The organism is Lachnoclostridium sp. An138, assembly GCF_002160765.1.
GTDB classification, from domain to species: Bacteria; Bacillota; Clostridia; order Lachnospirales; family Lachnospiraceae; genus Laedolimicola; species Laedolimicola faecalis.
Map to the genome: position 1 here is coordinate 227022 of NZ_NFLF01000003.1, position 22096 is coordinate 249117.

General features: G+C 39.7%; 27 protein-coding genes and 1 pseudogene. 22 read left to right on the plus strand and 6 right to left on the minus strand.

Annotated features, from left to right (window positions below):
• Nucleotides 1–10: 10 nt before the first annotated feature.
• Both B5E82_RS04250 and B5E82_RS04255 read right to left on the minus strand, forming a co-directional pair.
• Complete coding sequence (locus B5E82_RS04250; RefSeq protein WP_087306138.1) at nt 11–835, minus strand: DUF2971 domain-containing protein; 825 nt, start codon at nt 833–835, stop codon at nt 11–13.
• Entirely contained in the window at nt 822–1307 is a 486-nt protein-coding gene (locus tag B5E82_RS04255) for a helix-turn-helix domain-containing protein (RefSeq protein WP_087306139.1), read from the minus strand. Before B5E82_RS04255 ends, B5E82_RS04250 begins: the two co-directional genes overlap by 14 nt.
• 353 nt (nt 1308–1660) lie before the next feature.
• On the opposite strand from B5E82_RS04255, the gene B5E82_RS04260 reads away from it, so the two are divergent.
• The 11 genes from B5E82_RS04260 (at nt 1661) to B5E82_RS04310 (ending at nt 9434) form a co-directional block, all read left to right on the plus strand.
• A complete protein-coding gene (locus B5E82_RS04260) occupies nt 1661–1840 on the plus strand; it encodes a transcriptional regulator (protein ID WP_087306197.1) in 180 nt (59 codons plus the stop codon).
• Between the two features lie 20 nt (nt 1841–1860).
• Complete coding sequence (locus B5E82_RS04265) at nt 1861–2961, plus strand: site-specific integrase (protein ID WP_087306140.1); 1101 nt, start codon at nt 1861–1863, stop codon at nt 2959–2961.
• Nucleotides 2945–3268, plus strand: a complete 324-nt coding sequence (locus B5E82_RS04270; protein WP_087306141.1) for a plasmid mobilization protein — start codon at nt 2945–2947, stop codon at nt 3266–3268. Before B5E82_RS04265 ends, B5E82_RS04270 begins: the two co-directional genes overlap by 17 nt.
• Nucleotides 3265–4395, plus strand: coding sequence for an AAA family ATPase (locus B5E82_RS04275; protein WP_087306142.1), 1131 nt, complete (start codon nt 3265–3267; stop codon nt 4393–4395). Before B5E82_RS04270 ends, B5E82_RS04275 begins: the two co-directional genes overlap by 4 nt.
• 98 nt (nt 4396–4493) lie before the next feature.
• Nucleotides 4494–4727 (plus strand): complexin-2, encoded by a 234-nt coding sequence (locus tag B5E82_RS04280; protein WP_087306143.1) that lies wholly within the window; start codon nt 4494–4496, stop codon nt 4725–4727.
• A gap of 107 nt (nt 4728–4834) precedes the next feature.
• Nucleotides 4835–5041, plus strand: coding sequence for a hypothetical protein (locus B5E82_RS18270; RefSeq protein ID WP_087306144.1), 207 nt, complete (start codon nt 4835–4837; stop codon nt 5039–5041).
• A gap of 169 nt (nt 5042–5210) precedes the next feature.
• On the plus strand, nt 5211–6503 hold the full coding sequence (locus B5E82_RS04290) for a plasmid recombination protein (RefSeq protein WP_087306146.1): 1293 nt from the start codon (nt 5211–5213) through the stop codon (nt 6501–6503).
• A gap of 204 nt (nt 6504–6707) precedes the next feature.
• On the plus strand, nt 6708–7118 hold the full coding sequence (locus B5E82_RS04295; protein WP_087163718.1) for an ester cyclase: 411 nt from the start codon (nt 6708–6710) through the stop codon (nt 7116–7118).
• Nucleotides 7119–7157: 39 nt separating this feature from the next.
• Entirely contained in the window at nt 7158–7571 is a 414-nt protein-coding gene (locus B5E82_RS04300) for a DUF3788 domain-containing protein (RefSeq protein ID WP_087306148.1), read from the plus strand.
• A gap of 128 nt (nt 7572–7699) precedes the next feature.
• A complete protein-coding gene (locus tag B5E82_RS04305; RefSeq protein ID WP_087163720.1) occupies nt 7700–8404 on the plus strand; it encodes a response regulator transcription factor in 705 nt (234 codons plus the stop codon).
• Nucleotides 8397–9434, plus strand: coding sequence for an ATP-binding protein (locus B5E82_RS04310; protein ID WP_087163721.1), 1038 nt, complete (start codon nt 8397–8399; stop codon nt 9432–9434). The genes B5E82_RS04305 and B5E82_RS04310 overlap by 8 nt, the downstream gene beginning before the upstream one ends.
• Before the next feature lie 238 nt (nt 9435–9672).
• Here the strand turns inward: B5E82_RS04310 and B5E82_RS04315 are convergent, their stop codons facing one another.
• From B5E82_RS04315 to B5E82_RS18810, 4 genes and pseudogenes are all read right to left on the minus strand, one after another.
• Entirely contained in the window at nt 9673–10611 is a 939-nt protein-coding gene (locus tag B5E82_RS04315; protein WP_087306150.1) for a DUF1848 domain-containing protein, read from the minus strand.
• 4 nt (nt 10612–10615) lie between these two features.
• Nucleotides 10616–11515, minus strand: coding sequence for a hypothetical protein (locus tag B5E82_RS17845; protein ID WP_140393083.1), 900 nt, complete (start codon nt 11513–11515; stop codon nt 10616–10618).
• A gap of 88 nt (nt 11516–11603) precedes the next feature.
• On the minus strand, nt 11604–12173 hold the full coding sequence (locus tag B5E82_RS04320; RefSeq protein WP_087306152.1) for a helix-turn-helix domain-containing protein: 570 nt from the start codon (nt 12171–12173) through the stop codon (nt 11604–11606).
• A gap of 24 nt (nt 12174–12197) precedes the next feature.
• Nucleotides 12198–12664 (minus strand): annotated as a pseudogene (locus B5E82_RS18810) (GNAT family N-acetyltransferase).
• A 205-nt stretch (nt 12665–12869) separates the two neighbouring features.
• Here B5E82_RS18810 and B5E82_RS04330 point away from each other — a divergent pair.
• From B5E82_RS04330 to tnpA, 11 genes are all read left to right on the plus strand, one after another.
• The gene (locus B5E82_RS04330) at nt 12870–13058 is read left to right on the plus strand and encodes a MarR family transcriptional regulator (RefSeq protein ID WP_087306154.1); all 189 of its coding nucleotides are present in this window, start codon (nt 12870–12872) and stop codon (nt 13056–13058) included.
• Nucleotides 13059–13073: 15 nt separating this feature from the next.
• Nucleotides 13074–14159: a site-specific integrase gene (locus tag B5E82_RS04335; RefSeq protein ID WP_087306156.1), complete on the plus strand. Its 1086-nt coding sequence runs from the start codon at nt 13074–13076 to the stop codon at nt 14157–14159.
• Nucleotides 14156–14533 (plus strand): plasmid mobilization protein, encoded by a 378-nt coding sequence (locus B5E82_RS04340; RefSeq protein WP_087306158.1) that lies wholly within the window; start codon nt 14156–14158, stop codon nt 14531–14533. The genes B5E82_RS04335 and B5E82_RS04340 overlap by 4 nt, the downstream gene beginning before the upstream one ends.
• 102 nt (nt 14534–14635) lie before the next feature.
• Nucleotides 14636–15616 (plus strand): AAA family ATPase, encoded by a 981-nt coding sequence (locus tag B5E82_RS04345; RefSeq protein WP_087306160.1) that lies wholly within the window; start codon nt 14636–14638, stop codon nt 15614–15616.
• Nucleotides 15617–15724: 108 nt separating this feature from the next.
• Nucleotides 15725–15964 carry a hypothetical protein gene (locus B5E82_RS04350; protein WP_087306162.1) on the plus strand — a complete coding sequence of 80 codons (240 nt, stop codon included), beginning with the start codon at nt 15725–15727 and terminating at the stop codon, nt 15962–15964.
• 169 nt (nt 15965–16133) lie between these two features.
• Nucleotides 16134–17426 (plus strand): plasmid recombination protein, encoded by a 1293-nt coding sequence (locus tag B5E82_RS04355; RefSeq protein WP_087306165.1) that lies wholly within the window; start codon nt 16134–16136, stop codon nt 17424–17426.
• A 111-nt stretch (nt 17427–17537) separates the two neighbouring features.
• The gene (locus B5E82_RS04360; RefSeq protein WP_087306168.1) at nt 17538–19025 is read left to right on the plus strand and encodes an Eco57I restriction-modification methylase domain-containing protein; all 1488 of its coding nucleotides are present in this window, start codon (nt 17538–17540) and stop codon (nt 19023–19025) included.
• Nucleotides 19018–19935 (plus strand): BsuBI/PstI family type II restriction endonuclease, encoded by a 918-nt coding sequence (locus B5E82_RS04365; protein WP_087306170.1) that lies wholly within the window; start codon nt 19018–19020, stop codon nt 19933–19935. The genes B5E82_RS04360 and B5E82_RS04365 overlap by 8 nt, the downstream gene beginning before the upstream one ends.
• An 18-nt stretch (nt 19936–19953) precedes the next feature.
• Nucleotides 19954–20928, plus strand: a complete 975-nt coding sequence (locus B5E82_RS04370; RefSeq protein ID WP_087306172.1) for a caspase family protein — start codon at nt 19954–19956, stop codon at nt 20926–20928.
• A 14-nt stretch (nt 20929–20942) separates the two neighbouring features.
• A complete protein-coding gene (locus B5E82_RS04375; protein ID WP_087306174.1) occupies nt 20943–21353 on the plus strand; it encodes a TIR domain-containing protein in 411 nt (136 codons plus the stop codon).
• A gap of 451 nt (nt 21354–21804) precedes the next feature.
• Nucleotides 21805–22096, plus strand: a 292-nt coding sequence (gene tnpA / locus B5E82_RS04380; protein ID WP_087306175.1) for an IS66 family insertion sequence element accessory protein TnpA, incomplete at its 3' end; no start/stop codon positions are given.

The following is a 22096-nucleotide window of genomic DNA, read 5'->3' on the forward strand; positions in this document are numbered from 1 at the left end:
TAGGGTAACTTTATATTAGACCGAGAATGTTGCTTTCTTTTAATTCGGCTGTTGGGTTATATTTTTCGAGTAAATTCTGAACTATAACACGACTTCCTGCACTTATACGAGGGCTTAGAGTTATTTGCATTTCGCTGAAGGCGTCATTTGATATGCTCATATCGTAGTATGGAAAGGGTTGTTTCTCTAAACCTAATCGTATTCTGTTTGCAATAATTTGAAAATTATGAATTAAATTTTCAACAGGTTGATTTAAGTTTAATGGCAAAATATTAAGTATATATCGCCATTCATTTTGAAATTGCCAGTGAAGATTTTTGTATTTTCCGAGTTCACCTAATGCTATAGAAAAATGTTCATCATCTTCTTTTAGTAAGCGAGGATATAGTTTGTTTTTGTCATTGGTGTATTCAACTTTAAGTAATAGTTCTTTGGACATTGCTTGGGCGGTAAAAAAACCTTTCGAGAACATTTCGCTCAGAGGAATTATAGACTGAAGAGGTTTGCCGTTGGATTCATCTTTAACAGGTAAAACTAAAACTTTTGATAAATCCGATGCGAGATTGTTGTACACCTTAAAGGGATTTTTGCGAAGTTTTATGCGAACACCAAGATTTAAGGAGGCATACATATTCCACATGGGTATACTTTCGGATTCATCATCAGTCCAAGAACTTATATAACAAAATTGACCAATATTTTTTAAATCAGCAGTTTCTTGCTCTTGAAGATCGTCCATGTTATTGAGGGAGTTAAAACGAATAGTTCTGTTCTTTAGAATTAAAGCAAGAGTTTCAATATTGGTGTAATGGTAAAGATATTCAATAGTTTCCATTTTTGTTCTCCTTTCGAGAATTGAGAGTAATACTATCGGGATATTTGTATCGCCATTGGTCGTATTCCTCTTTGGTTATCTCTCCCCGTTCCAGACGGGCAGCCTGCTCCTGCCATGCGTGGAACATATCAAACATAGTGGAGTAGGTGGAGCCGGTGGACTTATCCAGCCGCAGGCATACTTCTCCATCAATCTCTCCGATTTTCAGCCCGTACATATCTTCCAGTGCAAAGAGCGTGTGTATAAGACCTATATAGCTGTCTATTTCCGGGACAGTGATTGCACGAGGACTTACATCAAGGATACGTGCCATTTCTTTTACAAGATCTTGTTTCGGCGTTCTGGCTTCTGATTCGTACTGAGCCATACGAACATCAGAGGTTTTTCCGAGAAAACCGAGGATTTCGCCTAGCTGCTTCTGCGTCATGCCTTTTCGATTGCGGAAAAAGCGTATTCGTTTGCCGATTGCCATAATAAAACCTCCGTTGCAGTTATAGTGATACAACCATTCTTGACTTAAACAAATTTGTTGAATTTAGTATAACATGGCACAACAGGAATAGCAAGGGAAGCTTAAATAAAAAAAGTTAATATTTTTCTGCAAACCACTTGACTTAACGGAATTTATTTAGTATTATAAATACAACTTAAACAAAAAGAGTTAAAAACTGAATGACCGTCCAAACTGAACAAACGCCATGACTTCCAGAAATGGAGCGAGCGGCTCTCATATATGAGGGACTGGCACAGCGCCGAACAGGGTTGCCTGCCAGAACAGGGAGGCAGAACGGCGAAGATTTTAAAGGAAAGGGGGACGATAACGGAATGGCAGAAAAATCATTTATGACTGTGGAGGATGTGGCAGCGGAATTGCGGGTGTCAAAGTCAAAAGCCTACCAGATTGTGCGGGAACTGAACGCAGAATTACAGAAACAGGGCTATCTGACGGTGGCGGGACGTGTGAACGCTACATTTTTTCACAAAAAAGTCTGTTACAGCGATTAAGCGGAAAGGAGATGATTTGAATGGCTGTATACAAAGACAATGCTACGGGAACGTGGCGGGTAATCTATCGCTTCACGAACTGGAAGGGGGAACGGAAGCAGACACAGAAACGGGGATTTGCTACGAAACGGGAAGCGCAAGCATGGGAGCATGAGGTCATGCTGAAACAGAACTCAAAGTTGGATATGACTTTTGCCAGCTTTTTTGAGATTTACGAAGCCGACAAGAAACAGCGCGTCAAGGAAAGCACATGGGAATCCAAAAGCCATGTAATCCGCACAAAGATTTTACCGTATTTTGGGAATCGGAAGATAGCGGAGATTGAGGCAAAGGACGTTATCGCATGGCAGAATGAACTTATGGCGTACCGGGATGAGAAAGGAAAGCCTTATTCATCTGACTATCTGAAAACCATACACGCTCAGCTAACGGCGATTTTCAATCATGCTGTGAACTTTTATAACCTGCCGTACAATCCGGCAAGACGGGCAGGAACAATGGGAAATGAAGTTCCGAAAGAAATGAATTTCTGGACGAAAGAGGAATATCTGAAATTCTCCGAAGCCATGATGGATAAGCCACGTTCCTATTATGCCTTTGAAATGCTTTACTGGTGTGGAATCCGCTCCGGCGAACTGCTGGCGCTTACTCCGGCTGATTTTGATTTTCAGAAGCAGACAGTCACAATCAGCAAGACATTTCACCGCTCTAAAGGGCGGGATATTATCACAAGCCCGAAAACGAAAAAGAGTAACCGTACAATCAAAATGCCAACCTTTCTCTGTGAGGAAATGCAGGAATATATCAAAATACTGTATGATATTCAGCCGGACGAGCGTCTGTTTACGGTCACGAAATCCTATCTTAATCACGAAATGGAGCGAGGGGCGAAGCAGGCGGGCGTAAAGAAGATTCGCGTGCATGATATTCGTCATAGTGCGGTTTCCCTATTAATCGACATGGGATTTTCAGTGCTGGCGATTGGGGAGCGCATGGGGCATGAAGCGGAGAAAATCACTTATCGTTATGCTCACTTGTTCCCTACGGTGCAGACGGAAATGGCGGAGAAACTGGAAATGGAGCGTAGACATAAGGAGGATGCAAATGAAAAGAACACTTGATTACAAAGGGCGGTGGCGTAATCATACGGTAGCGTTCCGGGTGTCTGACGAAGAATCGAAACTACTCAATGATTTGGTGGCACTGTCGGGCTTGACAAAGCAGGACTATATCACAAGGCGGCTGCTGTGCCGGGATGTAGTGGTACAAGGCAATCCGAGGGTTTATAAGGTACTGAAAAACCAAATGGCGGCTATCTACGAAGAATTAAAGCGGCTGGAAGCGTTAAGCCCGGACAATGACGAACTGCTCTACACGTTGCAGGTAATCGCAATCACATTAGATGGTCTGAAAGGAGAAGATGAATGAAAGAAAAAATGAAAACGACTGCTCCCTTATCATCTGTTGGCGCAGATGGGGCGCAGCCGCAATTAAAAAATCACACTGAAATTATAGCAAATGAAACAGCACAAATCAATCTGCAAGCCGCACAAAAACCGGAGAAATCCGGGAACGGCGGGCTTCAAACCGTTTCTATGACGGAACTGTATGATACCGTCTACCCGCCGAGAACGCCGATTGTGGACGGTTTTCTCTATGGCGGCACTTATCTCTTTGTGGGTGCGCCGAAAGTTGGAAAATCGTTCTTTATGGGACAACTTGCCTACCATGTGGCAATGGGGATTTCGCTGTGGGATTATCCTGTCCGAAAAGGAACGGTGCTGTATCTGGCACTGGAAGATGATTATGCAAGGCTTCAGCGGCGGCTCTCTGGTATGTTTGGCGTGGAATGTACGGATAAACTGTACTTTGCGACACAGGCAAAAACTTTGAATGAGGGCTTAGACAGGCAATTAGAGGAATTTTTGAAGGAGCATACAGACGCAAGACTGATTATTATTGATACGCTCCAGAAAGTGCGTGAGGTCGGCGGGGACAGGTACAGTTATTCCAGCGACTACGAGATTGTGACAAAATTAAAGTCGTTCAGCGATAAATACGGTATCTGCCTGCTGGTGGTTCATCACACACGCAAACTGGAATCTGAGGACAGCTTTGATATGATTTCCGGCACGAATGGGCTGCTTGGAGCGGCAGACGGGGCGTTTATTATGCACAAGAAAAAACGCACAGACAATGAGGCAGTCATGGATATAGTGGGGCGTGACCAGCCAGATCAGGAACTGACTATAGAGTTTGACCGGGAGCGCTGCGTCTGGAAATTCAAAAAGGCAGAAACGGAACTGTGGAAACAGCCGCCGAATCCCCTGCTGGAAGCAATCAACAATTTTCTGACAGAAGATAAGCCGGAATGGGAGGGGACAGCAACAGAACTTGTGAGCCAGTTGCCGGATATGCAGATACAGGCAAACGTGCTTTCCAGAAAACTGAATGTAGTCAATAGCCAGTTGCTTAATGACTATGGAATTTTTTATGACAATAAGCGGGGGCATGAAAGGAAGATTATTCTGAAACGGCTTGAGCCGAGAGAGTAAAAGCGACGATATGCGTCGGTTGCGACGGTATTTTTTACAGTGGGCTGGTATAGAAAATATCGACGCTATCGACGCAAACCGACGCAGAAAGGATTTTTATGAAGAACGTGCAAATCCCTTATGAATTATTTGTATCTCTGATCCGCTATCATCTAATGGAAGAAGATGATTGTCTGAATGAAATCCGGAAGGGGTTGGAACAGAAATTGGATTCTCTGGTTCGCCATGAATTATATGCGAAATATAAGACTGCTCCCACACAGGAAGAACGGGAAAAAGCCAGACAGGAATATCTGGAAAAACGTGGAGTGCCGAATAGCTTCCGCTGGTAATTTCTCTTTGATGATAACAGACAGGAGCGTGTCATGCTCCTGTGAATAGCAGACAACGAGAAAGGTGTGATTTGATGATAATTCAGCCGGAATGAGGAACCCGGAATGTGAACAAATATTTTTACGAAAGTGAAGCCCGTAGGATTGCCGCACTCAATGAAACCTTTGGAGATGTGGAACTGACTGCGGCAGAAATGCGGACGTTGGTATGGCTGTGCGGGTGGGAGGAATGTACGGTAGAAAACGTACTTTCCGCTATCCAAAAAGCTATGGCAGCGGAAGCAAAGCGGCGGAAACAGCCGCCCCATCCGTAGGACGGAAAAGCCCCCGGCAGGGCGCAAAGGCAGCTTTTGATGGACGGAACGGCTGTCAAAAGTGCTTTTGCGTTACTTTCGGCGAAAGTAACAAAGCCTATGCGCCGTATCCGGCGCTGATTACCCGGACAGGGAGAAAGGATATTGATTGAAGCGAACTATCAGCTTTATGACAGGGAAAGGCTCTGTCAATCATAACAGCAGAAAATTCCATGCAAAGAACACTGACCCGGAACGAAGTTATCTAAACGTAGAATATTGCAATAAAAATGTTAAGGATGTATATCACGAATTGTTTGATGAAGCACTCGCCAGGTACAATGAGAAGCAGACCAGAAGTGACCGCCGGATTGACGATTATTATGAGAAAATCCGTTCCGGCAAGCAGGAAAAGCCGTTCCATGAGATTATCCTGCAAATTGGGGATAAGGACAATATGGGAGCGAAAACGGAGAACGGACAGCTTGCCGCAAAGGTGTTGGATAAATATATGCATGACTTCCAGCGGCGAAATCCTACGTTGAGGGTGTTCAGCGCCTATCTTCACATGGACGAAGCAACGCCTCACCTGCATATAGATTTTGTACCGTATACGACAGGAAGCAAGCGGGGGCTTGATACAAGAGTTTCACTGAAACAGGCATTATCTGCTCTCGGATTTAAAGGCGGCACAAGGCGGGAAACAGAATTAAATCAGTGGGTGGCTTATGAGAAAGAACAGCTTGCTGCTGTCATGCTGGAACATGGGATTGAGTGGGAGAAGAAAGGCACACATGAAAAGCATTTATCCGTTCTGGATTTTGAGAAAAAGGAGCGGGCAAAGGAAGTCGCAGAGTTGGAAGCAAAGAAAGCGGAATTGCAGGAAGAAAATGCAACTTTTCAAGAAATCAACGAAGATTTGCATGAACAGTTGTTACAGGTTGATGATGAGATTCGCTCCTTGCAGGAAAATTTACAGGAATCCCGGCAGGAAGCAGAGAAAGCGCAGAAACAGGCGGATAAATACCAGAAACGCATGAATGAACTTGCCCCTATGGTAAAGAACATGGAGAAGCTGGCGGCAGATTTTTCCGCAGACCCGGAACAGACGCTTCCAGAAGCGGCGGTTATGGAATCTGCAAAGTCGTATCGGGAGAAGAAAGCAAAGCCGCTGGTAAAGAAAATCGTACAAGTCATGCGCTCTGTTTATTCGGCATATCTGGATATTTCAAATAAGTTTACAAAGCTGCAAGCGGCATATAACAGGGAACGGAGTGGAAATGAGCGGTTGACAAACAGGCTGGAAGAAGTCTTGGCGGAAAATCGGGAACTGCGGATAGTGGCGGCGGATTTTGAGCATATAAAGGCTGTGGTTGGCTCTGAACAGGTAAACGCTGTTATTAACCGGGCGAAGCAACAGGAACGGATAGAAGCCGAGCAGAAACGGGTTACAAAGAGAAAACATAATCGGGAAGCCCGTTGACAGATGGAGGGCTGTTTAAAGCCCTCTTAGCCGCCATGAAGCGAATCTCCGTCAGTTAGTCAAGAGCGGCGTAGCCCATTTAGTTTACTCTTGACTGGCTGGTGGGGATTTGCTATTTCTTTTGATAATGTGTGGAAAGTAATGGCGGCTTCTGGTAGAATAGCTGTATGGTAAATAAAAAATGTGCTTTAAGAGGATTGGACGATGAAATCAGCAGAGAGAATAAAATACTTTTATGAAACTATCATATCTGAAAATGAAATTGAGAGAATGGCAGAGTTTATATCGCCAGAATGCTGTGTAAAAATGGGAGAAAAGCTGATTCCAGTCGGTATTGACGGTATGAAAGAACACATAAAGGCAACTAAGCAGACATATCCCGATTATAAAATGAAGATTATCAAACAGTTTTGTGATGGGGATTATGTCATTTCAGAATTTATTATGGAAGGTACACATAAAGGGGAATGGATTGGAATAAAACCAACTGGCAAACGATTAGTGTTTACAGGCGTTGACATTGATAAAGTAATCGATGGTTTAATTGTGGAGCATGGCGGTGCGGTAAATACATTTGAAACTTTGTTTGAAGCAGGTATGATAGGAGCAAAATAATTTTAGAATAGTGAAAATCGAAATTTATGGAGGGATACAATGCTTGAAAATATACCGTCTCAATCAACTATGACTGAATTGATTGGACAATCTTTGTTTGAAGTTTGGCAAGAGTTATGTTCGGCTATTGATGAAAAATACGAAATGGAACGATTATGGAATACTGGTGGTAAGAATTGGACTTATGAGTATAAATATCGTAGAGGTGGTAAAACACTTTGTTGTTTATACGCAAAAAGTAATTGCGTTGGTTTCATGATTATCTTTGGAAAAGACGAAAGAACAAAATTTGAAGATATAAGAAGTACGCTTTCTGATTCCGTTTGCAGGCGATATGATGAAGCAAAAATCTATCATGATGGAAAATGGGTAATGTTTGAACCGACTGATACGGCAGAATTTGATGATTATATGAAATTGTTGGCTATTAAAAGAAAACCGAATCGGAAATAAGAACTGTCTGTTTATTGGAATTTTTGAAGAGGATATTGCGCCACTTAATCTTAATATAGCAGAAACAGTTGAACTATTTCGGAAATTATAGTAAAATATTGCAGGTATAATATACATTAGGAGAAATCATGTTTATATTAAAGAAAAATGCAAAAAAATATGTTTATACGAATTTAAAAACAATAGCATCTGTAGAAGAACAAAGAATAGATTTGAGAATAAAAATACCAAGAGAAACTATCAAGGTTTGCGTTATTGACGATGAAGGTTTTGATATAAATATGCTGTATGATTTGGGATATAAGAATATTCGAAAAAAAATACAGTTTGAGAGTATGGATGAATATGAAGACTATGATATAATACTATGTGATATAGAGGGAATTGGAATTAATGTAGATGTGGATAAGCAAGGTTTGGCAGTAGCAGAACAAATAAAAGATGTATATCCAGAAAAGGTTGTATTATTGTATTCTGGGAAAAATGTTGAGACTTTTGGGGAAATGCCAAAGAATCTTGACGGGTATTTGAGAAAACAATCCTCAATGAGTGAACTAGCTAAAAGCCTAGATGCCTATTATAAACAATCGATCGATCCAATTAATGTTTGGAAAAAAACTAGAGATGAGATGTTAAATAATAAAGTTTCCACAAAAACAGTAGCATTTCTTGAAGATAGGTATTGTAGATCATTACTTGAAGGGAAAGGGTACTTATACAACAATGCTAATTTAAATGAGACGGAAATATTTTCGGCGGAGAATATTTCAAAATATATTGAAATATTAGCAAAAGTAGTAGAAGTTGTGAGGAGATTATCTACAGATGTTTAATCAGTATTCAATAGAGAAAAAAGAGTTGATTGTATCTACAGAAATACCATATTTTTGTGAAAAGTTCTTTTACGATGAAAATAAAAAATGTAAAAAGTATTATGAAGAAATTAGTAAAGATGAGTACATAGATGGTTTATATCAATGTCCATATGGATTTAGTTGCTATAAAAGTAATGGTAAAATCTATAGTTGTTTAATTGTAGGAGGACATTCTGATTTATCAAAAGTAAATATACATTTAAAAACTTATAAACAGAGCTTAAAAGATTTCACTAACTATACTATAAGTCAATTGCGAATGATAATAGGATATAATGAGAGTTTAGAACATAAACAAAAAATATTACGCTTAACAATACATGATTTGAAAAATGCAACAAAACATTTTATGGATTTGGCGGAGAGTGTAAAACAGAGTACGGATTTATCAAAGAAGATTGAAGAAGATGAAGAATTGTTTTCTGCAATTGAAGGATATAGTTTAATACAATATCGTTTGGATTATCATGATCAACTATTAAATAATGGAGTAGTTTATGGAAATGAAAAACGGAATATAAATTTTCATAAAATGATTATGAAATTATGCAAATTAATGCAGTATAGAGGAAAGAAGAAAGATGTTTCCATAGAATTTCATGGATATACTAATAATAGATTTTTGTGTAGTCGAGATATGTATTTAGCTAGTTTTATTTTTATTGAAAATGCAATTAAGTATGCAGAGCAATTTTCAGCAATTGATATTGATTTTAATGATTATGGACATGATACAACAGAAATTAAGATAGTAAATATTTGTAGAAATATTTCGGCTGATGAGATGGAAAAAATATATAATGATGGTTTTCGAGGAGGACAGGCTCAAGTTACCTCAAAGGGGAGCGGATTGGGTTTGGGATTGGCCAAAAAAATATGTGATAGGTCTGGAGTTCAATTAAAAACAACATTTCAAGAAATCGATTCGGATGTAGGGAAATTTGCTGTAGAACTGATTATTCAGAGGGATATAGTTGAAATGATATAATTTGCCAATCAAAACTAAAAAAACTCTGTGGCAACATTTTGGCAACAGAAAATCAGCAAGCTAGAATAAATGATGTAATTAAAGTAAAGAATGGCATGTATTTATATAAAAATTAAACAAATATAGTTAATAAAAACAAAGGACACGCCGAGTTTGAATAGTAAACGTAAGAGCCGGGAGACCGCATAAACAGCGGACTTTCCGGCTCTTAGTGTGTGGTGTGATACCTGTTTGATACCTATATGTCAAATAGACTTAGTTGCATATTTTTTTGACTTTTGACTTTACGCTCTGTTATTTTGTCAAATTCTGTTATATTACTACAGAGTAAAGGAGAAAATGGATCATAAGTTTCAAAATTTTGCTTACGAATAGCATAACTATGATTAGCATAACAATATATACAGCCATTTTGACAAGTATTATATAGACCTAAATCAATGCTTGCAATACAACCACATTCCAATCGTTGGTTTTTATCTTTTTCTATGTCTATGGAACAATGTAGTAACTTTGAAATAAGTCTGTCATCGATGCATCTAGCATGAGTTATGCCATAAGAAGATAAGTCAATGTCTTCTGCACAGGTATCTATTTCTATGTTATGTGAATAAGCAATTTCTGCAAAGTATCTCGCAAGGGTGTTTTTTTGCTCATAAGATAATTCATAAATATTTTTCCCTTTGATATTATGGGAGATTTTTGTATATAAATCAATAAAACTTATGGTTACTTTTTCTGTATAAAGACAGAGTTGTTCTGTAAGGTATTTGAATCTTTCAATGTGCCAATCAATAGAGTATTTTTCGTTAATGATAATGGGATCATAACGCCATATGACACGTTCTTTTCCAATATAATTGGATAATGTCTGGAAAGTATCAATTCTTGTAGACAAAGTAGGAAGATTTTCTTCGAAATCTTTATCATATGCGTTAAGTGTAAATTGAAAATAGTACATATAATCTTTCAAAGCGTTAAGTTTATTAATTATTGGCTTAGGATTTTTGCTCCAAAAAACAATACAATCAACAACATCTGGAGATAAGTTGATTTTACTTACTTGGTGAATATTCATAGGATTTCGTACATAGGCATATTGTTCTTTTAAGCGGTTTATAATCCACTCGGAAAAGAAAGCAGGGATATCAGTTCTTCGACTTGCACTTATTATCATAAAATCACTCCAATTCTATTATTAATTGGGCACTTGAACATACCGTCCACGGATTATAACGTGCCAAATTTGGTGTAGGCCAAGTTAATATATCTTTACTTGGATATTTGATACCATAACGTTGATACTCGTTTTGAATGTTATACTCAAAATATCGACAGGAATATGTGTGCCGAATCCCGTATTTTGATAGAGTATCTGAAAATCGTAAAAATAAGTCTCTTCCACGACGATTACTATTTACATCATTGATAATTATTATTGATTTAGGTTGCATTCTTTTAATAACATTTTGTATTAGGTTTTTATAAAATTCATTTACAGCAGTCAACTTACCAGTGTTATAAAAATGTGAGATGAGGTATTGTAAAATAAGAAGATTTTTATCAACGGTGTAATGATCTTTAAAAATTTCAAAAACATCAGTGCAAATATACTCCGGATTATATGAGGTTGATTTAAAATAATCTTTAATAAAATTATGCTTGTCATTCCAAAGCGGGTTTATATCTATACCTAAGTAGTTCACGGGAATGCAAAAATTATTTTTTGACAAATAGTTTTCAAAAGCAGCTAAATCTGGAGATGCTCCACATCCCAGAGATAATATATTGAATGTATCTTTATATGGAAGACTATTGATAGAATGTAAAGCATATTCAATTTCAGAAGCATATTTATGGAAATATTTACATACATAAAAATTCAAGACATTATTACATGTATAATCAAGTCTTCCATTGGGGTGTCTAGAAGGAAAATGAATTTGTTCTAGACATTGTTCACAGTCTTGGGGGCAAACAGTAGGATGAGAACATGATGTATTACAATAGCCACAATTTTCATTTAGACATTTTTGTCGATAGTTCATATCACAATAATTCGTTAAGTTTTCTATAAGCATTTTTATCCTCCATTCCCTTAAAAACAAACATATGTTCTATATAATAATAACATGGTTGAACTCTTTAAGCAAGATTTTGAATGAGAAATCATGATTTTCTCCATTGATAACTATTATTTTTCTTGTCATTTCCTTTTTCATCAACGCTACTGCTGGAAGCTGGCCAGTTGATTTTCCATTCAAAATATTCGTCCTCTGAAATCTCTCCGCTTTTTAGCTGTTCTTTCCGCAAACCCCATTCACGCAGAAATTCATTTACCAGACCATAATCAATCCACATACCGACAGGAGCATGAGCAGGCCATTCGTCACTATCATTATAGCGAACAGACTTATCATCAGAAACGTTGCACTTGCCGGGATTGCGGACAAGCTGAAACAGATGAAAGGTATTGCGGTTGTCCTCGTCAAGCCAGAAAAAAGTCTGCATAATGTCCTCAGCGCAGCCGGGGGCTTCTATAATAAAATTGATATAGTTGACATTCAAAATCCTGGCAATTTCCATGAGAGTATCTTTTTTGGGAACACGATAACCGGATTCATATTGTGCTACACGAACATCAGCGTTGCGCTCCTCATATCCCAGCTTCAATCCTAGTTCTCGTTGTGTTAATCCCCGAAATGTGCGGATTCTCTTAATTCGCTCTCCCAGTATCATAATTTTGTGTCCTTTCCTTAAACTTTACAAATTACACACCATAATCCATTCTTCTTCGTTTTCCCGTACAATATCAAAACCGATTTTTCGATACATTTCAGCCGCATAATTAGCCTTTTGAACAGAAAGTGAAACACGTTTATAACCATGTGTTTTCAACAAAGATAGCATTTCTTTCATCATATCGGTTCCTATCCCCGGTATTCTTTGTATAGAGAGATGGCAAGAGAGGGCGTTTCATCATCAATATGTCCGTAATCGTGTATAATGCGTACCCAGACAGCACCAACGATTTTTTGTTCAACTTCTGCGACTAATGCGAAATCAGCTTTTGATGCCCCGAAGCGGTCAACATAAATTTGTAATTCGGGAGAAGCGATAATATTTTTCGGTGGCGGCTTTATACCGTCTGGAATAAAAATAGCTTCGTATAGAAATTCATTCAATAGAGGATATTCCATTACCGTCATTTCTCGTATCGTGTATTCCATAAAGCCCTCCTGTGAAAATAGTTATCCCGTTTCCTACATTGTAGCATACCTAAAATAATACGGCAACAAAAACTTATCAGAAATGCTAAATTTAATAAAAAAGATAAACTTAACAAAAAAGCTATTGACAATAGCAGAAATGTTAAGTATACTGAAAATACAGAACTTAACAAAAAAGTTAAAAATCCAAAAGGAGGACGTGTATTTGAAAAATGATTTATTTGTAACAGCCGGAGAAGTGGCGCAGGACTTAGGCATTTCCAAACCATTTGCTTATAAGCTGGTGCGGCAGATGAACGAAGAACTGGAAGCAAAAGGTTTTATCACAATCGCCGGACGAGTGAGCAGAAAATACTATGAAGAAAAATTTTATGGCATGGCACAGGCGAATTAGGAAAGGAGTGAGATTATGGCGGCGTACAAAGACGAACAGCGGGGAACATGGTATGTGTCCTTTCACTATTATGACTGGACTGGTAAGAATTGCCGGAAAGTTAAGAGGGGATTTAAGACCAAACGGGAAGCAACAGAGTGGGAACGGCATTTCCGTATGAAAGAAGCGGCTGACTTGGATATGACTTTTGAGGAATTTGTTCAGGCATACACAAGAGATATGAAGCCGAAACTGAAACACAATACCTGGCTGACGAAAGAGCATATCTTGAGGACAAAGCTACTGCCCTATTTCAAGGATAAGAAAATGCGTGATATTCGTCCGAAAGATATTATCCAGTGGCAGAATGAACAGATTTCCTATCGTGATGAAAAAGGAAAGCCCTATGCTCCGACTTATTTGAAAACTCTGCAATCAGAATTGAGTGCACTGTTTAATCATGCGGTACGGTTCTATGAACTGAAAAGCAATCCTGTTGTAAAGGCGGGGCCGTTGGGAAAGGGAAAAGCGGAGGAAATGTTGTTCTGGACAAAAGAGGAATATCTGAAATTCATTGAAGCGGTAAAGGACAAACCATATTCCTATCATGCGTTTCAGATATTGTACTGGTGCGGTTTACGAGTGGGCGAACTGTTAGCTCTCACGTCGCAGGATATTGATTTTGATAACAAAGTCATTCGGATAACAAAATCTTATCAGCGATTGGAGGGTAAAGATGTAATTACAGACCCGAAAACTCCGAAAAGCAAACGAAATGTAAGTATGCCGGATTTCTTATGTGAAGAACTGAAAGATTATATCGGCAGATTGTACGGGATTCTTCCCACTGATCGTATCTTTCATTTGACAAAAAGCTTTCTGCACCATGAAATGACGAGAGGGGCTGAGCAAGCGGGAGTGAAACGCATTAGAATTCATGATCTTCGACATTCTCATGTATCGCTGCTTATCAGCATGGGATTCTCGGCGGTATCAATCGGAAACAGAGTGGGGCATGAAAGCGTGGATATTACTTATCGCTATGCTCACATGTTCCCAACAGAGCAGACACAAATGGCAAAATTGCTGAATGAAGAATTTAAGGAGGGCGCAGAGGAATGAGCGGCACACACAAATATCCGACAATCAGTTTCCGTATCTCTCCCAGAGAGCGGGAAGAAATCGAAGCAAAGATTTTTGCAAGCGGCATGAAGAAAAAAGATTATTTTGTCCGTTCCTGCATTTATAACCGGGTGTGCGTGGTAGGCAAGAAAGAAACGGTCTATCAGATTGTGGAACGGTTGCAGGAAATGGAGAATCGGCTGGTGGAACTGGCGGAGCAAATTGATAGCAAAAAGCCGGAGATTACTTCCGAAGAAATGAGAGATGTGCAGGAAGCCTATGAAGATATGCTGAAAGCAATTCTCTGGATGCTGGACGGTGCAAAGTATCTGTGGCAAGGCGAAGAAAAAAGCCCCGACAGCGGCAACTGTTAGGGCTGTGATAACTGAAAAAACCTCTGTTATCAACAATCACAATTCAAGTATAGCAGAGGTTTCTTCCAGTGACAATGAAATTTTTTAGAAATGGAGGACTTTATGGAAGGAACCAGAACAGAATTACAGATGATTAAAATGTCGGAGATACAGTCGCAGGAGGTGGCGTGGCTGTGGTATCCGTTTATCCCCTATGGAAAACTGACGATTGTGCAGGGCGATCCGGGAGACGGTAAGACAACGCTGGTGCTGAATATAGCGGCGAAGCTGTCAAAAGGTGAGGGCATAGACAGCGAGATGAAGCTGACAGAGCCGCTGACTGTGATTTATCAGAGCGCGGAGGACGGGCTTGCCGATACGGTGAAGCCCCGGCTGGAAGCGGCAGGAGCGAACTGTGAAAAGATTTCCGTCATTGACGAGAGCATAAAATCACTTTCCATGATAGATGAACGTCTGGAAGAAGCGGTCATAAGGACAAAGGCGAAGCTGCTGATTTTAGACCCGATACAGGCGTATCTCGGCGGCGGTATGGATATGAACCGGGCAAATGAAGCAAGGGATATGACAAAGAAGCTGGCGGCTCTGGCGGAGAAATATCAATGTGCCATTGTACTTGTAGGGCACATGAACAAAGCGGCTGGAAATAAGGCGGCATACCGGGGCATGGGTTCCATTGATTTCTTTGCGGTGGCAAGGAGCGTCCTGCTGGTCGGCAGAGTGGAGGGCGAAGCGAATATAAGGGCGGTAGTCCAGATAAAAAACAATCTGGCGGCGTTTGGACACCCGAAAGCCTTTGAGTTGTCAGAAGACGGTTTTCGCTGGCTCGGAGATTATGAGATTACCGCTGATGAAGTGCTGGGCGGTATCGCTCCGAAAGCGAATAAGCTGGAACAGGCGAAGCGTCTGCTCCGAGAAATAGCGGAAACAAACAATGCCATGCAGAGCAATGAGATTTTCAATCTTGCGGAGGAACAGGGTATATCCAGACGGACGATTGAAAATGCAAAAAAGGAATTGGGTATCAGAGCAAAGCGGATAAACAATTCGTGGTATTGGGAACTGGATAAAATCAAGCCGGAATAAGGCAACAGCGCAACAATGCAGAGTATATAGAATTTGCGGGCTTGGTATCTGCAAGGTTGCAAAAGATATAGACCTTGCGTTGTTGCGGTCTTGAAAAGGAGGGCGAATATGATACGACAGCCGGAGTGGGGAACAAGAAACGTGAACAAATATTTTTACGAAAGCGAAGCCCGGAGGATTGCCGCACTCAATGAGATATTCGGAGATATAGAATTGACTGCGGCAGAAATGCGGACGCTGGTATGGCTGTGCGGGTGGGAGGAATGTACGGTAAAAAACGTACTTTCAGCTATCCGAAAAGCTATGGCAGCGGAAGCAAAGCGGCGGGAACAGCCGCCCCGTCCGTAGGACAAAAAAGCCCCCGGCAGGGCGCAAAGGCAACTTTTGATGGACGGAACGGCTGTCAAAAGTGCTTTTGCGTTACTTTCGACGAAAGTAACAAAGCCTATGCGCCGTATCCGGCGCTGATTACCCGAACAGGGAGAAAGGATATTGATTGAAGCGAACAATCAGCTTTATGACAGGAAAAGGCTCTGTCAACCATAATAGCAGAAAATTTCATGCAAAGAACACTGACCCGGAGCGAAGTCATTTGAATGTGGAATATTGCAATGAAAATCTCAAAGACGTATATCACGAATTATTTGATGAAGCACTCGCCCGGTACAATGAGAAGCAGACCAGAAGTGACCGCCGGATTGACGATTATTATGAAAAAATCCGTTCCGGCAAACAGGAGAAACCATTCCATGAAATTATCCTGCAAATTGGGGATAAGGACAACATGGGAGCAAAAACAGAAAACGGACAGCTTGCCGCAAAGGTGTTGGATAAATATATGCAGGACTTTCAGAGGCGAAATCCCACGCTAAGAGTATTTAGCGCCTACCTCCACATGGATGAAGCTTCTCCGCATCTCCATATTGATTTTGTACCGTATACGACAGGGAGCAAGCGGGGGCTTGATACAAGAGTATCTTTGAAGCAGGCGTTAGCAGCTCTTGGATTTAAAGGCGGTACAAGGCGGGAAACAGAATTAAATCAGTGGGTGGCTTATGAGAAAGAACAGCTTGCCGCTGTCATGCTGGAACATGGGATTGAGTGGGAGAAGAAAGGCACACATGAGAAGCATTTGTCCTTGTTGGATTTTGAAAAAAAGGAGAGGGCAAAAGAAGTGGCTGCGCTTGAAGTACAGAAAGCGGAACTGGAAGAACATAATGCCGCTATGCAGGAAGTCAATGAAAAATGGCTTGACCAGTTGGAGAATATTGAGAAGGAAATATTTTCAGCGCAGGAAAACCGGGAAGAAGCCGATAAGCAAGCAGAACAGGCAAAGAAAAAGGCGTCACAATATGAAAAAAAACTGACGGAAATTGCGCCTATGGTAAAAGATATGGAGCGGTTCGCAGAGAAATATTCTGCTGATCCAGAGGAAGTGCTGCCGGAGGCGGGAACGCTGGAAACGGGGAAATCCTACCGAGAAAAGAAAGCAAAGCCGCTGATTAAGAAGATCGTGGCGGTGTTGCGGTCTGTTTATCGGGCTTATCTGGATCTTTCCAGAAGATTCAGTGGTATGCAGAAATCTTATGAGAAGGCGTGGAGTAAAGTTAATTCTCTTACTGCACGTGTAGAAGAACTCTGGAATGAAAACAGAGCCCTGAGGGAACGTCTGGGAGACTTTAGCAGGGTAGAACGGGCATTAGGACGAGATACAGTTGAAACGATTGTTCAGAAGGAGAAAAGACTGGAAGAAGTACAGAGAATGCAAAAACAGAGGCAGAAAAGGAAGATAGACAGAGGGGAGAGATGAAGAAACATTTAAACTATATCAAAAAAGAACATTTGTTCTAAAGTGATTATTGAAAAAGAACACCAGATATAGTATAATCAAGCTACAGATATATACAAAGCAGGTGAGATCATGCTGGAAAAAGTTATAGAATTGACAAATGGTTATATTGATACAATGCCGAAAAAAGAGCGTAAAAAATACGGTCAGTTTTTTACAAGTATGGAAACAGCTCGTTTTATGGCAAACCTATATGATATTACTTCTGATATGACAAAAATTAGTGTGCTAGATGCCGGAGCTGGTTCCGGCATTTTAGCATGCGCTTTTTTAGAGCGGATAGAAAGTCTGAGTTTTGTAGAAGAAATAGAGGTAACTTGCTATGAGAATGATGAAAATGTTTTACAGCTATTAGAAGCCAATCTTAGATATTGTCAGGAGAAATCTACAAAGAAAATATCCTTTTTTATTATAAAAGAAAATTATATTTTAACTCAATATTTAGATTTTAACTATATGATTGGAGGAAATCCAAATCCTAAGAAATATGACTTTGTTATTGGAAATCCGCCTTACATGAAGATTCCCAAAGGCGCACCAGAAGCTATAGCTATGCCGGAAGTTTGCTATGGAGCGCCTAATCTTTATTTTATATTTGCATCTATGGGGCTTTTTAACTTGCGTGATGAAGGGCAAATGGTGTATATCATTCCACGTTCATGGACTTCAGGTGCTTATTTTAGACGATTTAGAGAATATTTTCTGACGCAGGGGAAACTTGAGCATATTCATTTATTTGTGAGTCGGAATAAGGTATTTGACAAAGAAGATGTATTGCAGGAGACAATTATTATTAAAGTCCGGAAAACAGAAAAAGTTCCACAAAGTGTTACGATCACATCTTCAAAATCCAATAATGATTTTGGTGATCTGACATCTCTGATCGTACCATATAATTTGGTAGTCTCATGTAAAGATTATTATGTATATCTGGTGACGAATGAGAAAGAAGTTCAGGTGTTGGAGCAACTTCATAAATTCGATAAAACGTTGCCGGATATTGGGGTAAAGATGAAAACAGGTTTGACAGTAGATTTCCGTAATCGGGATATTCTGCGAGATACAGAAGAAGAAGGAGCCATTCCTTTGTTTTACTCACAGCATATAAAGCAGGGAAAAGTACAGTTTCCAATTCAAAAAGAGCATGAGTATGTAGTGACAGACCAGAAGGGATTAATGCAGGAAAACAGGAATTATTTGTTTGTAAAGCGATTTACGGCAAAGGAGGAACACCGGAGATTGCAGTGTGGTGTATATTTGGCAAAAAACTATCCGCAGTATTCGAAAATCAGTACACAGAATAAAATCAATTTTGTTGATGGATTACTGCATGAAATGTCGGAGTGTTTGGTATATGGCTTATACGTCCTCTTTAATTCTACACTGTATGACGAATATTATCGTATATTAAACGGCTCTACACAGGTAAATTCAACAGAAATTAATGCTATGCCCGTGCCTGATCTGGACTGTATACAGGAGATGGGAAGAAAGCTGATGAAGAGTAAAGATCTGTCGGAAAATAATTGTAATTTAATTTTGGAGGGATACTGTGGATAAAATTGAGGAAACCAGAGAATTTCTGAAACACATAGGAATGCCAAAAGCACAGCAGGCTGACATTTGTTGTTATGTGATATTGGCTATGGCAGGAATGAAGCCGGATATGCAGTGGAAGGAAGCTAGCAACGAATGGATTCGTATACACGATATTATCCAGTTTGCAAATTCTTATTATAGAACTACATATGCTGAAAATAGCCGAGAAACGTTCAGAAAACAGGCGTTACATCATTTTCGAACAGCGGCACTGGTAGAAGATAATGGAAAAGCTACAAATAGTCCGAATTATCGGTATAGGTTGACAGAAGAAACGTTACAAATGTTAAGGGTTAGAGATACGATTGAGTGGCAGCCTTCTTTGAGAAGGTTTCTGCATTATCATCAAAGCCTAATTGAAATGTATGCTTCTAAAAAGAAAATGAGTATGATGCCCGTAAAGATAAATGGACAGGATTTCAGTTTTTCACCGGGAAAGCATAATGAGCTGCAGAAAGCAATTATCGAAGAATTTGCGCCGAGATTTGCGCCAAATTCAGATTGTCTGTATGTGGGCGACACCATAGAAAAAGATTTGGTAAAAAATGTTGAGAAGCTAACGGAATTAGGATTTGAAATCACACTTCATGATAAGATGCCGGATGTGGTGCTGTATCGTGAAGATAAGGACTGGCTGTATTTTGTGGAATCGGTAACGTCAGTGGGGCCGATGAATCCGAAGCGTATCCTTGAGATTACAGAAATGACAAAGGATGTGAAGGCAGGAATGATTTTCGTAACAGCTTTTCTGGATTTTAAGACTTATAAAAGATTTTCAGAGGATCTGGCTTGGGAGACCGAGGTCTGGATTGCTGAAATGCCAGAGCATATGATCCATTTGAATGGAGATAAATTTTTAGGGCCGAGGTAGGCAGAAAGGAGAAGATATATGGGGGAAAGGAAAGCACTTGTGGTAGGCATTGATGAGTATCCTACTTGCCCATTACATGGTTGCTGCAACGATTCAGAGGCAATAAAAGATCTTTTAAGTAATCATGGAAATGGAGATCCTAATTTTTCGGTTTGGAAAAAGGATAACATTACAACAAAAGGAGAATTAAGAGGGCTAATTGAGAAATGTTTTGAAGGAGATGCAGATGTTGCCTTATTTTATTATTCTGGGCATGGACATATTGATTCTGTCGGTGGCTATTTGGTAACACCTGATTTTTCGGAATATGATTATGGGGTATCGTTGCAAGAAATTTTGACTATTGCCAATAATTCAAAATGTAAGGAAAGAATTATTATTCTTGATAGTTGCTATTCTGGGTTTATGGGGAGTATTGATACAGCAGGTCAAAATACAGCCAATATTAATGAGGGAGTTACGATTATGACGGCAAGCCGTAATAACCAAACTTCTATGGAAGTAAATGGACACGGTGTATTTACAGCATTACTAATGGAAGCGTTAAAAGGTGGAGCTGCTGATGTGACCGGACATATTTCTATTGCTGGAGTATATGCTTTTATTGATAAAGCTTTAGGACCATGGGAACAAAGACCAATATTTAAAACAAATGTAACAAGATTTACATCATTAAGAGAGGTAAAACCACAAGTTGATATTTCTATTTTACGAAAAATAGGAACATATTTTGAAACGGAGAATTTTAGGTATCGGTTAGATCCTTCATTTGAACCTACAAATAGAATCGAAGAAGTTCATAAAGTAGTGGAGCCATATGCAAATGAGGAACATACAGCTATATTTTCTGATTTACAGAAGTTGGAAGGAATCGGATTGGTCGTTCCGGTAGGAGAAGAGCATATGTATTTTGCAGCTATGAATTCAAAAGCTTGTGAATTAACAGCTGTAGGTAAACAATATTGGCGCTTAGTAAAAGAAGGAAGAATATAGGGAGGTAAAGTAAAATGCCAAAATTGAGAGATTATCATATTTTAATTAGTCATTCATGGGATTACAATTCTGATTATGAAACCATTAAGGGATGGTTAGATAATGCAGCCTATTTTACTTGGACAAACTATTCTGTTCCTCTTTCGAAACCACTTGATGTAAATGGCAAAAGAGAATTAAAGGATAAATTAAGAAATAGGATAGCATTGTGCAGTTGTGTTATTATTCTTTCGGGAATGTATGTTTCGTATAGCGAATGGATTGATTATGAGATTGATACAGCAGTTGAATTGGGAAAGCCTATTATTGGAGTAAAACCTAGAGGACAAGAAAGAATTCCCAGTAAGGTTAGTAACAATGCAGATGTTATGGTAGGATGGAATTCAAGCAGTGTTGTTCAGGCTGTAAGGGATTATGCTCTTTAAAGATTTAATTTATTTTTGCTGATTAAAGAGATCAAAGCAGTGGAAATTTATAGATGTATTCATATTGCAGATTGCGGCTCTATTTTGGCTCTAAAAATTTGAACCGGCACGAATATGAGAAGAAGTTATAAGAAATAAGAATAATAAAATCAATAAAAATCATAGAAAAACAGCCAAATCAAGTCATCCGCTGAGGAGTTTGAGTGATATAATAAGCCCAGAAACGTTGAATATTCAATGTTTTCTGGGCTTTGTGCTTGCAAAATGGTAAGCGCTTTATAATCGGCCGGATCGTCAGGCTCCAACTTTTGTGAGATACTTCAGATAGCTGGAGTAATTCACTTCCTCTCTGGTTCTCAGATTCGCAAAAGCTGGATTTCAACTACTCGTCTGTTTAAGCTTTTGCTGTACCTGATTACTCCAAAATTCCACATTGGAGGAGCTGAAGCAAATGAGTACAACTTTAAATGACAGCTTCTGGCTGGAACGGATCACGCAGTGCAGATCCAGCGGACTTACCGACCGCCAGTGGTGTATGGAGAACGGGATCCCCGTCAGCACATTTTACTACCATGTCCGGGCTTTGCGCAACAAAGCCTGTGAGATACCTGAAACGGCGGACATTTCCAGACAGAAACAGGAAGTTGTCCAGATACCGCTCTGGGAAGAAGGACCGCAGGTGCCGGATGGTATCTCTGTCCATTCCCCTTCCATCTGTCTTCAAATGCAGGGCATCCGTGTTG